The sequence below is a fragment of the Halorussus marinus genome (genome assembly GCF_004765795.1).
GTDB lineage: Archaea > Halobacteriota > Halobacteria > Halobacteriales > Haladaptataceae > Halorussus > Halorussus marinus.
Window position 1 is genome coordinate 60,770 of sequence record NZ_SBIV01000011.1, and the last position, 14,581, is coordinate 75,350.

A 14,581-nucleotide genomic window follows, 5' to 3' on the forward strand; every position below is an offset into this window, starting at 1 on the left:
TGACGGACGGTCTTCCGGTCTCTCCAGCCCTGATTCGCTTGCATATGTCGCCAGGCTTGGTTCGGGACGCTGTTCGCAGTCCGAGCAACTGTCGGGTGGACCTGGGTGACCGAGTGTTTAGGTCATTATCGCAGTAATCATTACTCAAAGTATGATCGTCTACGACCGGGAGGTGGAACTCGATACCTTCACCGACGCAGTGGAGTTCCCAGGCTCGGACTTCATCTTCGTGTATGGGCGACGTTGAGTCGGGAAGACCTCGTCGAGAGCCTACGAACGAAGGCCGAGCACGTCCCCTGGGGGACCGGCTGACCGGGACGAACGGTTCGCCCGTTCTCGAAAAATAGATACGCCAACGGACTCGAAGACCACCTCGACGACTCCTGGTCCCTGTTCAGCGTACCGGACATCGACGATCCCCTCACGGCGTATTGAGTACTCCGGCCTCCGGTCCAGAGAGCGTCTGGTTGAGTCGTTTTGATGCGTGTCGCCTTCCAGATTCCGCACCTCCTCGGTGCTGTACTGGCATTCCAAAGGTTTCATCGAGGAAGGTAGGGATTCCCGGTGATGCGCGCGGTGTGTTGAGCGCTCCACCGTCTTTTCGCGGGTGAAGTAGTTCCCATATTGTCACTATCGGCGATATGGTCGTGCTGTCAGTCGGACAGCCATGCCGTGAATCCGGATTCGTGCTTCTAACGCCCTGTGGCGTTAGAAATATCGAGTTCTCAGGGCGAGGGTTTTTATTTAACCATGTAATTTCCAGGTCTACGATGCAACGCGTCATCGACCGGAAACTGTACGACACGGACCGAGCCGAACAGATCGCCCAGTATGCTCCAAACGCGGATCGAGGTGACCTCTACTACCTCATCGAAACGCTATACCGGACCGCAGGCGGGGAGTACTTCCTCCACTGTGAGGGCGGTGCGGCAACCAAATACGCCAAGTCGTGTAGCGGGGGCGGTACGACAGGCGGTGCGGAAATCAACTCTCTCGATGAGGAAGCGGCGCTGGACTGGTGCGAAGAACGCGGCATTGACGGCGAGATCGTCGTCGAGGAATTCGGACACCTGATCGAAACGTAGCGTCGGTCAGCGGCTGCCTCGGAAACCACTCCTCTCTGAGTGGCTGGCGTACTGCGGATCGTGCCCGCAGCGAGGTATGTGAGAGACCCAAAAGAAACTAACCGGCTTCACCGCCGGGGAACCAGTAGCGACGCTCGTCCGTATCCGCCAACCCCTGTCCCGTCCCCGATAACGAGCGGCGGGACAGCCCACTCACCGGTCGCTCCAGTAGGGTTGGACGCACGGCGGCGTGAACAGGTAGACACCGTCATCCAGCGGTTGACGAGCGACGGACACGAGATTCCAGCACCGTTTTCGAAGCGAGAGCTGTACCAGACTGCTGCAGACGTTGGAATCGAGGTGTGGAAACCCGCAGTAAAGAACCGAGTCACCGAGCGTGTACTCGACCGACTCAGCTACGAGTGGGACTCAGCCTCTCGAACCTTCGCACCGGTCGTCACGGATGAACTCATCGAAGACATTCACCGAGCAGCAGACACCATCAGTCCAGCATTCGACCCGAAACTGTCCGAGTCGCTCCACAAACAACTCCAGGAGTGGTGCGAACTGCACGGAATCGGGTCGATAGAAACAGGGGCGGTACAGAGAACTGTTGCGCGACACGCCATCCTGAGTGTTCTTCTAAAAGCGACGGTGTACGAGTGGTACCGGTGTCACGGCGTTGTTCCACCACTCACCAATTCGGTACAACAGGCGTTTCACAACGCACGGAAGCAGACACTAGACAGAACGTTCGATCAGTTCGTTCTTGACCACGTCGCGGAACTGGCTGATGAGGACCTCCTGGAATCTACGTTGGCTCACCGGGATCGATTGCTCTTCTCACCCCAGCCAACGGAAGAGATTGGGAAGCTCTACGCGGAGCTAACACCGAGCGAGTATCGACAGTCACTCGGGCAGTTTCGGACACCGCCGGAAATTGCAGTGACGATGAAGTCCTGGGCAAACCGCGATGTCGACCACCTTCTCGACCCTGGAATGGGAGCCGGCGTACTATCCAGCACGTTTCACCCGCGCTGGAGTCTGAACACTGACCCCACGCACATCGACGGGATCGAACGTAGCCCCCTCGCACGGCTCATGGGCGCGACAGCACTCACGTTGGGTGGACAGCTGAATACGCCACGAACACACGACTTCCTCACTCTTGATCCAGACGAACTGCAACACGACATCGGCGGGATCGTGTGCAACCCCCCATACACGAGCGGGGACGCGCTCCCGAAAGAGTACAAAGAACAGATCAACGCCGACATAGAGCAATCGACAGGAATCGACGTCAGTGCGCGATCACCACTCTACACGTACTTCATGTACCACAGTCGGTCGTTCCTATCTTCGGGCGACCGTGCAGCGTTCCTCACGCCGGATAGTTTCCTCACGACAGCCTACGGCGACTCACTCAAACAGTTCCTACTTGACGAGTTTTCCATCACTGCTCTCGTCCAGTTCGACCCCGAAGGCGAGTCGGTCTTCGAGGACGCCCAAGTCACCGCACTCGCTTGCTTCTTAGAAGCAAGTTCTGGCGGTAACGAGGGGGTGACGCGCTTCATTCGCGTGGACGAGTCCATCGATTCGAGTACGCTTCGTAACGCAGTGCAGAATGGGGAGCAGGGTGAGACTGAGTGGGGATTCATCAATCACGTGCCGCAAGCGGATCTCGTACCCCGGCAAAACTGGGCAGCACTATTCGATCCCTGCGACGTAGATACAAGCGAGCTGACTGAGCTCGGCGAGTTCGTCACGATCCACCGCGGGAAGTCCACCGGCGATGTAACCTTTTTCTGCCTGACCCAGGACGAAGTCGACGAGTCCGGAATCTCTGAGAAACACTTGTCTCAACTCATTCGCCAACCAAAGCTCGTCCAGGGGTACGATTTCCGTGGAGAAGATTGGGAGAAATTACAGGCTGCTGGTGAGGAGGTGTGGCTACTAGACCCAGACAAACTACCAGAAGTCCAGAAGTCACGGGAGGACTTCGAGAAGCAAGTGCTATTCAACGCTGACTCGCTCCCAAGGAACAGCAACGGCGAGGTGCCGAACGTCGTTTCGTATCTACAGGATAGCGTCTACCGGACCAATCCGCTCGGAGCGAACGTAATCGAGAACCGCCCGTACTGGTATCGCCCCCGTCGACAAGCCTCACCTCGGTTCTTGGTGCAAGACGCCGGTCGAGACGGCTTCACGTTCATCCTCAACGAGACAACGGCGAGAAACATCAACAACTTCCGTGGATTCTACGACGTGTCCCTTGATGAAACTGAGCTGAAAGCGTTGCTCGCATACCTAAATAGCAACATCGGACAGCAGGTGATCCAAGCACAGACACAACCGCAGCAAGGCGGCTACGAGAAACTCAGCATCAACGCGCTCAACGAACTCCCAGTTATCGATCCGACATCTCTCAAAGAACCTATCGTGGCGACTCTAGCCGACCTATTCGACGAGTTGTGCGAAACTGCCAGAGAAAATGGCGATTGTGAATCGGTGTTAGAGCGTCTCAACAGTCTGCTCCAGCAAGTGATCTGATTGCCTAGTCTGTTTTTCAGCCGAAGAATCGCTCTTTGAGCTACGTGACTCCGTACTGTGACTTCAACGACTCATACTCGGTAGGATTCGGAAGCACTGTGTCGCCACCACTCCGCTTCTCGACTCCGTCCTTGAGAAACGCATAGAGGTCCGAGACTGTGGATTCCAAACCGTACCATGTTGCGGTATTGCGTAGCTCTTCCTCGTCGATTTGTACGTGCTCGATGAGGAGGAGCGCGTAGCTCACTCGCCTCGACCCAGTGTCATTCACGAGACTGTGACAGACAACTTGGGCAGGCGTGAGGGGCTCATCCGGTGCGTACCAAAACGCCGGTTCACCTGCCAGGAAGAACTGCAGGTCGAATGCGGCGAACCGCGCAAGCCCAGTCATCTCCCACTCGTCAGCGGCTTCGAGAGCCGCGGTGTCGTCTTTGGTGTGGACGTGGACAAGTGCCCGCTCGGGATCGAACCACTCGACTGTTGCACTTGGCGCGAGACGCCGGGCACGGGTGCGGTGCTCGTGCAGAATAACGGCTTCTGCGAAGTCGTGTAACGGTTGTAGGCCGGGGACGAACGCATATTCCGGCCCGGATGGGGAGAGCATCGCGCGATGTTTCAACGGGTCCAACGCGTGGTGGACCGCCTGTCGCGTGATGTCAAGTCGATCTGCGATTGTCGTTGCGCGTCGAGGTTCATCCAGAAACCAGCAAATGCGGATCGTCGCCGGCGATAGTAAATCTGGCCAGTCGACGTGCCCCAGTTTAGAGACCAGGCCTCGGTACGCTTCGATCACGGGGTGGCCAGTAACGCGCAGAAGCCGCTGATTGTGGTGGCCCCTGGACTCGCCAATGAGCCCTTCGGTGCGTAACTCGTCGGCCGTCCGGTAGATCTGCGAAGTGCTGAGCCCAGTTTCGTCTGCGAGCTCGTGCACGGTCGCTTCACACCCATCGTGAAGGGCGTCGATGAGTTCGAGTCCCGCGTTTGTAAGCACTGCTGTAAAATAGAATAGTGAATCAGTAATAAGTGTTATCGGAAATTGATTTACGGTAGCCTGTTCCAATCAGTCACTGGTCGAACAGGCGGTGATGGTTTTCGAGCCACTCGATCTCGTGGTACGTCACGTCATCCTGGATGTCGTATTGTGAACTACCCTACCCTACTCGCTCACCGCTGACGCGGCTCGCTCCGTGAGGGTCGGGCTTCCTGCTTCTATGACGCGCTTTGCAGATACCGAATCGGTATCCACAGGAAGCGCAGTCTCCACAGGCGTTCGTTCGGAGTGTCCCACTCCTACTTTTTCGAGACCGCGAGAAAGGATATTCCACGCCGCGTTCGCGTCCCTGTCCGTCTCAAACCCGCAGGCAGGACAGGAGTGTTCCCGAACCCACAGCGGTTTCTCCGTCGAGACGCCGCACGACGCGCACTCCTTGGTCGTCCCTCTCGGGTTGACCGCCACGAAGTGCGTTCCCTCTCGCTTGCACTTGTATTCGAGCAACGAGAGAAACGTCCGCCACGCGGCAGATGCCGTGTTGCGGCTGTTCGACGGCGACTCCAGCATCCCCTTCACGTCCAGGTCTTCGACCGCCACCAGGTCGTACTCCCGAGCGTAGTAGTTCGAGAGTTTGTGCAAGAAGTCGCGGCGCTTTCGCTTGAGGGTGGCGTGGCGTTCAGCCACGACCTGCCGTTGTTTCTCCCAATTCGCGGAGCCGTGTTCCTTCCGCGAGAGGTCGCGCTGTTCGCTTTCGAGCCGTTCGCGCTCGTCAGAGAGGTCTGGCGACCCGACCGCCGTGCCATCGGTGTCATGAGCGTACTTGAGAATCCCCACGTCGATGCCGACGCACTTCTCGGGGGTTTCGGGCTTCGCGGGTGGTTCGCGGTCCATTTCGACGCCGAACGTGGCGAACCACTCGCCCGTCGGTTCCTTCTTGAGCGTGACCTGCTTGAGTGTCGCGTCGTCGGGGATGGCGCGGTGGAGCCGAATCGGTATATCTCCGAGTTTCGAGAGTGATAGGACAGTCTGACCGCCCTTCTTGTCGAGCTTGAAGCCAGACTGGTTGTACGTGAAACTGCGGAACTCCCGTGGTGGCTTCCATTTGAGTTGGCCGACGCCGTAGCCGTTCTCCTTGAGCTTCGAGAGGCTGTTGAGGTTGTCGAACAGGCGTTCCACGACGGTTTGGAGAACTTTCGAGTACACGTCGGAGAGGTCGTCCCACCACTGTTTGAGGTCGGGAAGTTCCGACCGCAGGGTGGTCATGGACGGCAATTCGCCGTGGTTTTCTCGGTACTCGTTGAGGCGGTAGAGCGTGTGGTTGTAGAGTTGCCTACAAATGTCTCGGTGGCGGTCCAACGCCTCGCGGTGGGCGTCGGACGGCTTGAGACGGTACTTGTAGGCGTAGTACATCCGTTACTCTCGTTCTTCAATTAGTTCGTCCAGTTGCTCACGGATGAACGACGAGAGGTTAAGATGGTGGTCTTCTATCCACTCGTCTTGGTCCTCTCGGATGGTGATTGTCTTCCGCTTCACTGTAATGCACGTTATGCACATTATACATATAGTGTCTTCGGTGGCGTGGGCCTGTGGGCCGAGCGTCGAACGTGTTTGAGAACTGTGCGGCACTGTATCCCCTCCCTACTGTGCTACTCGGTCGCTTTGCTCCCTGCGTTGCTCCTTGAGTAAGGGGGCTTAGTGCCTCAATTCAGCTAACGGAAGCGGATTCGAGGAACGATTCCTCTAACAATATACCTGGCGCAGGGGTTCACGACCTCCTTGTCTGTGGTTACCACACCCTGACTAACTTTAATACAGTTGCCACAATATCCCGTAATTGACGTCCGAAACAAATCTCGAAAACGGAGAATTTCGCAACATGGTCGATACTCGCTTCAAACCGCGGCGTGCTCGTTCTCGCTTAGCCGCGGGTCGCGTGTTCGGCGAGTATCTACAAGACCAGCGTGCGAAGAGTTCGGCCGAAAATCGCTGGGCTTGCGTCACCATCGAACGCGAAAGTGCGACGCACTCCGGCGATCTCCGGACACTCTCACCCGCATAACCCGGCTCCCACGCGGACTACCCGTCAGGGGCTGGGGAACACGGGATTGCCGCCTGCTTTCGCCTAGTACTCGCTTCGCTCACAGCGTCACGCGAGTACGGCGACTGAAGCTCGCGGCAGTTTGGTCTGCGTTCGCTCCGGACAATGGAACGAACGAGCGATTCCGTACGCGCTGAGCGTATGAAGAGTCGCTAGCACACATCCCCCGCAGCGAGAGCTGCGGCTACGTCAAGCCCCGGAGTCTCCGTTGGCGAGGGACGCCGGACTTTGAATCCGGAGGTCGCCGGTTCGATTCCGGCCGGGGCGACTGCATGCCGACGTGGTGTAATCCGGCGAGCATACGGTCCTGTCACGGCCGTGATCCGGGTTCAAATCCCGGCGTCGGCGTGGATGCGTGGCGTGGCCACGTGGGGATACCCATCGAGGTAGGCAGCCCGTTGGTGCGATCAGCTGGATCGTTCCCACGATGCTGGGCCCAGCAGGGTCTGCAACCTACATGAGCCGGTGTGGTATTCCCGGGAGCACCCGAAGTACGCCCCCGCGATGAGACGCACAATCACGACTACCCGTTCGTGATTGCGCAGTCGGAAACAGTCGTACAGATAGATAATCAACTGCCGAACGCTCGGCAGTACCCGTGAGCCGATAGTCCAGCGGACGACGATCTGTGCCTTGGGCGCACAGGACCGAGGTTCGAATCCTCGTCGGCTCAGTGTGCCGTGTCTGGGGAATGGTGACCCCACTGGCCTGCTACGCCAGCCTCGGCGACGGGTTCCCGGTTCGACTCCGGGACACGGCGTGATGCCAAAGAATATCTGCCCTGACTGCAACGAGGAAGCGTTCCGCCACGTCCCGCTCGGCGAAACAACCTCAATCGACACGATTGGAAGTGTGAGAATCTGCGTCACCGACGAAGGCACGTACTTCCACGGAACGAGGTGACAGCCTTTCGCCCCTACCGTGACTGGGTGCTGGTGAACTCATTCACCCCGAAAGCGAGGGTCAGAAGCTGAGCAATATGCATCTTCCGACATTCCGTGAGTAACGCGAAGGGGCTCGTCGGAGCAAGCTCCGACGGCGTGTGGTGAGACAAGCAGATTGGTGACTGCGCTCGGTTTGAAACCGAGAGCTGCGAGGCTTCGGAGTTCGAATCTCCGTCTCACTGTTGGCGGGATTTCCCTAGCCCGGCCAAGGGACCGCGTTGGAAGCGCGGCGTCCGCGAGGGCACGAGTGTTCAAATCACTCTCCCGCCGCTGCGTGCCGAAGTGATTCGCAGAGTCGTTAGCGATTCTCGAATTGCGCCGCCATGCCAGAGTGGTCAAACGGACACGGTCGAGAACCGTGTGGTTAGTCCTTCCCAGGTTCGAATCCCGGTGGCGGCATACCGGTCACGGTACCGGTAGACGATTCCCTGTATTCTCTGTCGCCGTACCCAAGTGGTCAACGGGAAGCGGCTCAGAACCGCTGGCGTAGGTCCTCCCGAGGTTCGAATCCTCGCGGCGACACTTCTCTCCGTGGTCAAGTGGTCACGACACCTCCCTGTAGAGGAGGAGATGCACGTTCGAGTCGTGCCGGAGAGACTGCGGGGCGGTGGAAGAGCCTGGCATTCACACACTCTCGCCGAGTTTTCACCGGAGACCCGGTGCGACGGAGAGAGTTCCTTCATCTCACTTGTAACGAGAACACGCAGGTTCGAATCCTGCCCGTCCCACTGACCGATGACCCTTGACGGGCGAGGTCACTCTGCTCCAGTGGAGTAGCGGCCAAACTCACGGCCCTCTCACGGCCGAGCCCTCGGTTCGAATCCGGGCTGGAGCATGCGGGCCCGGAGCCTATGAGGACAGGCAAGCGGCTTTTAACCGCAGGATAGCGGGTTCGAATCCCGTCGGGCCCTATCGGTGCCTGGGAGACCCCCCTGGTGGGGGTGCTGGGCTGTTACCCCGGTCGCGGGAGGTTCAAGTCCTTCCCCAGGCGCTCGGAACCACTAGTTCCATAGCAGTGAGGCTCCCGGAGTCTCCGTTGGCGAGGGACGCCAGCCTTTCAAGCTGGAGATCGGGGGTTCGATTCCCCTCGGGAGCACTCGGGAACTGATAGTGGACAGTGACGCTCTGTGTCGTACCAGCAAGGTAGCGACGCAGACCGGTGACGCGTCCTCTGTCGGTTCCCATAGCGTGCGGTCGACGAGACGGTGCGTTCCTTCAGCCCGCAAGGCCCACACCGGGAGTCATAGCCCGTCGCGCCATCAGTTTCCCGACCGCACGTGGCGACCGTCGAGTCGGGGCGTTGCTTCGCCAGGAACTCGCAGGTTCAAATCCTGTCGGTGGCCTCGTCCATCGAGAACATCCCGGACAAAGAGAGCACGTGGGTGCTCTCGACACCGGATCCGCCTCGACAGTTTCCCGGTCGCCATCACTCATCCCGTGGCCGTCGAGTTGGAGCCATCCTTCGCCTCTGGAGCCGGAAGTCCGGGTTCGAATCCCGGCGGTGGAATCCGTTCTTCCACCGTAGTGTAACCAGGTAGCACGCTGTTCCGGCTCCAGCAGTTTTCCGGCCACGTCCTTGTCTCCGTAGCTCAGTCCGGACAGAGCACCGGCCTTCGAAGCCGGGTGTCGCACGTTCGAATCGTGCCGGGGACGTTCGCTGCTCGCACCACGTGTGAGCAGCACTAGTATCGGAGTCGCCTGTTGCGGCTCCGAGTGATAGCATGGAATTCAACAAGCCAAAGCAAACGGTCGCGGAGGCGACGCGAACTACCAACTACGAAGGTGGAGAAGCGTTCGAGCCTGCTGACCCTCGACTCGCACTATACAAGCGCACGATCAACCAACTGCTGGAGAACTCGTTCTACGAAACCGATGACGAGCAACTCGCCGCTGTCGTCCGACGGTTCGACGCCGCGGCAGACGAGGATCCGGAGTTCGTCCTGAAGCTCGCCGCGTACGCGCGGCAGGAACTCTACCTGCGGGACATTCCACAGGTCCTGCTCGTACTGGCAGCCAACGACGACCGGTTCAAGGACGACTCCCCCGAGTCGCTCATCCGCGAGTGGGCACCGGCGATCATCCAGCGAATGGACGAGACGGCGACCGCCCTCGCTGTCCACGACCAGCTGTTCGGCGGAACTGCCCCGTGGCCGCTTCGACGTGGGGTCGAAGACGCGCTCGTCTCGATGGCCGATGCCTACACCCTGGGCAAGTACGAGCTGTCACGGCGTGAGGTGACGCTGCACGACGTGTTCAATCGCGTCCACCCCAAGCCGGCCGATGCCGACCAGGAGGTGCTGTTCGAGCGGTTCATGCACGGCGACCTCGACGACCATCCCAACATCGACCCGTTGCCGTCGCCGAACACCTGGGAGACGGTCATCTCCGAGCGCGGCAACACCCGAGACGCCTGGGAGACGCTCATCGAGGACGACGAGTACACGCTGCCGATCTTCGCATCGATCCGGAACCTCCGGAACATGCTCGAAGCCGGCGTCGACGAGGACACCGTCGTGAGTCACCTCGACCTGGAGGCGGTGCGGCACACGCCACTGTACCCGTTCCGGTACTACCAAGCCTACACCGCGCTCCAGAATGCTGACGTTCAGGCACCAGCGGTTGAGCGGTGGCTGGAGGACGCAATCGACGTCGCTGTCGAGACGGTGCCTGACGGACTCGGAGACACGTTCGTCGCCGTGGACCTCTCAGGGTCGATGGATATGGCGCTGTCCAAGAACAGCACGCTTCGCCTGAAGGAGATTGGTGCGTTGTTCGGTGCGATCCTGGCCGACCAAGGTGCCGAGGTCGGCGGGTTCGGTGACGACTTCCAGACCGTTCCGATGCACGTCGACACGCCAGTACTGCAGCGTCAAGATGCGGTGCTGGCCATCGACGAGGACGTCGGGAACTCGACGAACGGCTGGAAGGCACTAGAGTATCTTCGTAACCGGGGAGAACCCGTTGAGCGAGTCGTCGTCTTCACCGACATGCAGATCTGGGACAGTACGCCATTCACGGCGCGCGATAACCAGACGGTCAAAGCGGCGTTCGATGCGTATCGGAACGAGGTCTCCTCGGACACCGCGTTGTATCTCGTCGATCTCGCGTCCTACGGCGACCTCGTGACGCCGGAAGGCTACGAGAACGTCTACAACGTCTCCGGCTGGTCGGAGAACGTCCTCTCGTTCATCGAACACGCCGAAAACCCGAAGCAGGTCATCGCTGAAATCGATGCGTTCGAACCTGCGTAGCGTTGTCCTCTCATCTTTCTCCGTCAAGCACGAGTAGTGTAGTTCGGTATCACGCGGTCGTGCCACGACCGAGACGGGCGTTCGAATCGTCCCTCGCGCACTCGGAGCGCAGCTCGTAGACCAGACAGCCCGAGCGACGCTCTTCAGCAGAGGTGACATCATGGCAATCACCAGTGACAACAACCCCGAACCGACGACGACTGCTGTCGTCACGATCCGCATCCCATGTGGCGCAGACAGCGATCTCGTTACCGACGCCGAAGAGCGTCTCTCGCGGGCCGAGGACATCGAGACCATCACCATTGACGAGCTGCACGGTATCGAGCCGAAGCTTTCGGCAACCACCATCACCGTCGGCATCACCATCCGTTGGACCACGACATTGACCGATGCGCAGGTGAGGAGACAGCTCGGCGAGGTCCCTGGCCTTGAGTCAATGGACCGGATCGGATGAGGCGTCATGAACACGCCTCTCCGACGATTTATGCAGTTTTCTCTCTGTATGAGCAACATAGAACCCGCGGGTGACCGCGGTGAGAAGAAGGAACTCCGTCGGGAGCAACCCAGCGGGTGGCTCTACCTCCGTGGTTGTCGCTCGGACGGGCTGTCGAAGCAGCAGGGATGTTCCGGGGGAGTTCGAAGCGGTGCTGGAGGACGTCGGCTTGATGCTACTCTACGGACCACGCTCAGATGACGAACTCCAGTGAGAAATTGACGTAGACCTCGATCTCGGCGAATAGCTGGTGGACGGGGATCCACAGCCGGGTTTTCTCGACGCGACCGTCATCAGCAACTACGCTAGCATGAACTCGATCAGAACTCTCGTTTACTCACCCGAATCACCAGTCGTCGTACCCCCAGTCTGTGACGAGATCGAACAAGGTGCCAACTTCGGTCATCTGGCCTGATCCCTCTACCTGCTCCCAGCCCACTAACTTAGATATATAAGTCGCAGGATTAGGTTAGTGCTAACTAAGGCTTATAAGTTTAGAAGATAAGCTAGGGGTATGCTCCTCGAACCGCCCGACAGAACACGCGGCTTCAAACGCGAACGACTCCTCCGCGTCCTTCTCAACCACCCGACTGGCGAGCTCAGTAAACGCGCCCTCTCACGGGAAGCAGGCACGACCGACGCGTGGGCTGTCAAGCTAACCAACCAACTCGAAAAGCAGGGACTCATCGAAGGCACAACCGTCAAAGACCCGCGTGGTCTCTACGAGTACTGGCAAGACACACGCATCGCGCCATCCAAAGTAGCGGTCGCACTTCAGTCACCGGTGAGTGTGATACAAGACGCTGGCCTCACCCACGCCTTCACGACGTACCAAGCAGAAAACGCCCATCAGGGATTTCTCTTCACCTCCAACACAGCTGTCTACGTAGACCCAGACGAGACACAGGACTGGGTCTCGATCATTGAGGAACACGGACTCATCGGCGGCGGGAACACAGAGTTCAGAGTAGCCGACGAACACGTGTTCTATAACGCCGAAACCGTTAACGAACTCCAGACAGTCTCCATCCCCCAGTTAATCGTGGATCTTCTGGATGAAGGAGGTCCGTGCGTCGAAGCCGCTGAACGACTCATCGAGGCACATCATGAGTGAGGCAGACCGTAGCCAGTACGCCGACGAAGTCACGACGTTTTCCGAATCCGAATTACAGCACCTACTCGAAGTGGCAGCTCCGCCAGTCTGCCTCCTTGGCGGGTGGGCAGTCCATATTCACGTCACCGATGCCTTCCGTGAGGAGCATGGCCGCTCATACATCGGTTCCAGAGATATTGACCTTGGCGTCCACGTCGACTCGGAGTGGGATGCGAATACGCTTCAATCAAAACCAGTTTCCACAACCCTCACGAATATCGAATCCGAGCTTGCGTATAACCGAGGGCGATTCGGTTTCTACCAGTATTTCCATCGCACGACGAAGGAAGCACTTAGCGACGAAGACGCAGCAGACTACCCCCAGCACGAGATCTTCCGTCTCGATATCGATGTCCTTCCAAGCACCACAGAACTCGATTCATTCACTGAGGCGTTTGGATTTCGACCCCCAGCTGACCCCCTCCTCGCTCCAGTATTCACTGACAATCAATCAGAGAAACTCAATGAGTTCGTCCCATGGGACGCACCAGCAGACGCCCACTTAGTACCACGACCGATCCTTGCAGCGATGAAGGTACGCGCATTCCCAGAACGAGATAAGAGCCACAAGCGATTGAAAGACATAGCTGACTTACACGCCCTCGTATGGTACGGGAGCGACTTCAATCAACTCCGAAGTGATATCGAGAACCATTTGACACAAGATGATATCACCCGATTCAAAAACGGAACTTCAACCGAACTATTTGCGAGCGCTGCTACGCTCATTGGAGTTGATAGAGACGTACTCCAGAACTCGATCCAACAGCTCTTCATTTAGCCCATCTCACGAAATGGGCTAGCCTGAACGAGAGGCCGATGGCCACACAGGAACGTCCGACGAATCCACGGGAAGCTCCGAGGCGATTCACCCTGAAGGGCACCCTCCCATGTACCCACGTATGTACGTGAGTACGTACATAGGCCCGTACCCGAGGCGGAGGTAGGTTTTAGGAAGGGAGTTACTTTGTCGACGGCATGTTTCGACGGTCGTTCCTCAGCGCTCTCTCAGCAGTACCGGTACTCCCACGAATCCTCGACCGGCCCCATTCAGATCAGCGGCCAGCCGTTCCATCCGAAGGCAGTCTCATGTTCTGGTTCCATTTCTACGGGGCGATCCGACGCGACCGACCCATGAGTACTGAACGAGCGCGAAAACAGGTAGTGAAGAAGTTGAATCTCCAGAACCTCACCGACGACGAAGCTGTCCGGCTCTTGGAGCTGGCGAACGATGGCGTGTACGACACCGAGGATATGCCCGGACGATGGAGCAGTGTCTTCGAGGAGGTGGAGGGGAACTTCTCTCGTGAGATCTCATTCCAGACGAGTGACCGCGAGATATGACCAAAGCCCCTACCGGAGTCCCGAGGAGTACCTCCTATCGGCCACGGGAGGTTTCTATCAGTATCTATAGATGTGACTGTGGAAAAGCGGGTAGGCCCAAGACAAGGTCGTCTTGGGCTTTAGGGTATCGTGTGAGAGCCAAGGGCCGGATTTGAACCGGCGGTAGGCGGCTCTGCAGGCCGCTGCGTTCGGCCGGACTCTGCCACCTTGGCGCGTCTGGCGCTAATCGCTCGCTGCGCTTAAGTATAGCGGTCCTCGATCGGATCGACCGCAAACGAGACGGCTGCTGTGGCTCGCGATCGATATGAAAAAAGCCCGCACGGACACGATGTCCGTGCGGGCTTAACACCTATGAATGGCAGGCGGCGAATCGAATTTCCCAGAGGGTCGCCCACTCCAGTACTCCTCGATACGCAGGCGGGCTTAACTTCCGTGTTCGGGATGGGTACGGGTGTCGCCCCGCCGCTCTGGCCGCCTTAACGCCGACTCGCGGAATCGAACCGCGACCAACTGACCACAGTCGGTGATTCGACGATTCCTAACAACCGTATGGTACGTGCAATCCAGTTTGCGCCTGGATCCGAGCAATCCGGATCCCAGTGCGAGTCAAATGAGTGTGTGGCTTCGACCTGTTAGTGCTCGCGGACTCAACGCCTCGTTGCCTCGGCGCGTACATCCCGAGTCTATCGAACT

At 58.5% G+C, this 14,581-nt stretch carries 10 protein-coding genes, 14 tRNA genes and 1 rRNA gene; 21 read left to right on the top strand and 4 right to left on the bottom strand.

Annotated elements, in window-relative coordinates; all coding sequences use genetic code 11:
• Positions 1-770: 770 nt before the first annotated feature.
• Positions 771-1,085: a hypothetical protein gene (locus tag EPY72_RS17380; protein WP_135807253.1), complete on the top strand. Its 315-nt coding sequence runs from the start codon at positions 771-773 to the stop codon at positions 1,083-1,085.
• A 213-nt stretch (positions 1,086-1,298) separates the two neighbouring features.
• Entirely contained in the window at positions 1,299-3,614 is a 2,316-nt protein-coding gene (locus EPY72_RS17385; RefSeq protein WP_244605615.1) for an Eco57I restriction-modification methylase domain-containing protein, read from the top strand.
• A gap of 40 nt (positions 3,615-3,654) precedes the next feature.
• Here the strand turns inward: EPY72_RS17385 and EPY72_RS17390 are convergent, their stop codons facing one another.
• A complete protein-coding gene (locus EPY72_RS17390; RefSeq protein WP_135807254.1) occupies positions 3,655-4,605 on the bottom strand; it encodes a winged helix-turn-helix domain-containing protein in 951 nt (316 codons plus the stop codon).
• A 165-nt stretch (positions 4,606-4,770) separates the two neighbouring features.
• Positions 4,771-6,015 (bottom strand): RNA-guided endonuclease InsQ/TnpB family protein, encoded by a 1,245-nt coding sequence (locus EPY72_RS17395; protein WP_135807255.1) that lies wholly within the window; start codon positions 6,013-6,015, stop codon positions 4,771-4,773.
• An 880-nt stretch (positions 6,016-6,895) separates the two neighbouring features.
• Here EPY72_RS17395 and EPY72_RS17400 point away from each other — a divergent pair.
• From EPY72_RS17400 to EPY72_RS17495, 19 genes are all read left to right on the top strand, one after another.
• Positions 6,896-6,971, top strand: a tRNA-Gln gene (locus EPY72_RS17400).
• Between the two features lie 6 nt (positions 6,972-6,977).
• Positions 6,978-7,051: transfer RNA gene (locus tag EPY72_RS17405), tRNA-Asp, on the top strand.
• Positions 7,052-7,303: 252 nt separating this feature from the next.
• A tRNA-Pro gene (locus EPY72_RS17410) sits at positions 7,304-7,376 on the top strand.
• An 89-nt stretch (positions 7,377-7,465) separates the two neighbouring features.
• A complete protein-coding gene (locus EPY72_RS19580) occupies positions 7,466-7,606 on the top strand; it encodes a hypothetical protein (RefSeq protein ID WP_168216064.1) in 141 nt (46 codons plus the stop codon).
• A gap of 225 nt (positions 7,607-7,831) precedes the next feature.
• Positions 7,832-7,917: transfer RNA gene (locus EPY72_RS17415), tRNA-Ser, on the top strand.
• Positions 7,918-7,964: 47 nt separating this feature from the next.
• Positions 7,965-8,046: transfer RNA gene (locus EPY72_RS17420), tRNA-Leu, on the top strand.
• 40 nt (positions 8,047-8,086) lie between these two features.
• Positions 8,087-8,169 (top strand) — tRNA-Leu (locus EPY72_RS17425).
• Positions 8,170-8,248: 79 nt separating this feature from the next.
• A tRNA-Thr gene (locus EPY72_RS19585) sits at positions 8,249-8,375 on the top strand.
• Positions 8,376-8,409: 34 nt separating this feature from the next.
• Positions 8,410-8,482, top strand: a tRNA-Glu gene (locus tag EPY72_RS17440).
• Between the two features lie 3 nt (positions 8,483-8,485).
• Positions 8,486-8,558: transfer RNA gene (locus EPY72_RS17445), tRNA-Lys, on the top strand.
• Between the two features lie 6 nt (positions 8,559-8,564).
• Positions 8,565-8,638 (top strand) — tRNA-Asn (locus EPY72_RS17450).
• 29 nt (positions 8,639-8,667) lie between these two features.
• Positions 8,668-8,743 (top strand) — tRNA-Glu (locus tag EPY72_RS17455).
• Positions 8,744-9,225: 482 nt separating this feature from the next.
• A tRNA-Arg gene (locus EPY72_RS17460) sits at positions 9,226-9,300 on the top strand.
• 68 nt (positions 9,301-9,368) lie between these two features.
• Positions 9,369-10,898, top strand: a complete 1,530-nt coding sequence (locus tag EPY72_RS17465; RefSeq protein ID WP_135807256.1) for a TROVE domain-containing protein — start codon at positions 9,369-9,371, stop codon at positions 10,896-10,898.
• Between the two features lie 27 nt (positions 10,899-10,925).
• Positions 10,926-10,998: transfer RNA gene (locus tag EPY72_RS17470), tRNA-Gly, on the top strand.
• Positions 10,999-11,058: 60 nt separating this feature from the next.
• Positions 11,059-11,352 carry a hypothetical protein gene (locus EPY72_RS17475; RefSeq protein WP_135807257.1) on the top strand — a complete coding sequence of 98 codons (294 nt, stop codon included), beginning with the start codon at positions 11,059-11,061 and terminating at the stop codon, positions 11,350-11,352.
• 553 nt (positions 11,353-11,905) lie between these two features.
• Entirely contained in the window at positions 11,906-12,505 is a 600-nt protein-coding gene (locus EPY72_RS17485; protein ID WP_135807259.1) for a hypothetical protein, read from the top strand.
• The gene (locus EPY72_RS19880) at positions 12,498-13,325 is read left to right on the top strand and encodes a nucleotidyl transferase AbiEii/AbiGii toxin family protein (protein WP_244605616.1); all 828 of its coding nucleotides are present in this window, start codon (positions 12,498-12,500) and stop codon (positions 13,323-13,325) included. Before EPY72_RS17485 ends, EPY72_RS19880 begins: the two co-directional genes overlap by 8 nt.
• 353 nt (positions 13,326-13,678) lie before the next feature.
• Positions 13,679-13,888 (top strand): hypothetical protein, encoded by a 210-nt coding sequence (locus EPY72_RS17495; protein WP_135807260.1) that lies wholly within the window; start codon positions 13,679-13,681, stop codon positions 13,886-13,888.
• Positions 13,889-14,024: 136 nt separating this feature from the next.
• On the opposite strand, the gene EPY72_RS17500 is transcribed toward EPY72_RS17495, so the two are convergent.
• Together EPY72_RS17500 and rrf are read right to left on the bottom strand one after the other, a co-directional pair.
• Positions 14,025-14,100 (bottom strand) — tRNA-Cys (locus EPY72_RS17500).
• Positions 14,101-14,245: 145 nt separating this feature from the next.
• A 5S ribosomal RNA gene (gene rrf / locus EPY72_RS17505) occupies positions 14,246-14,367 on the bottom strand.
• Between the last annotated feature and the right edge of the window lie 214 nt (positions 14,368-14,581).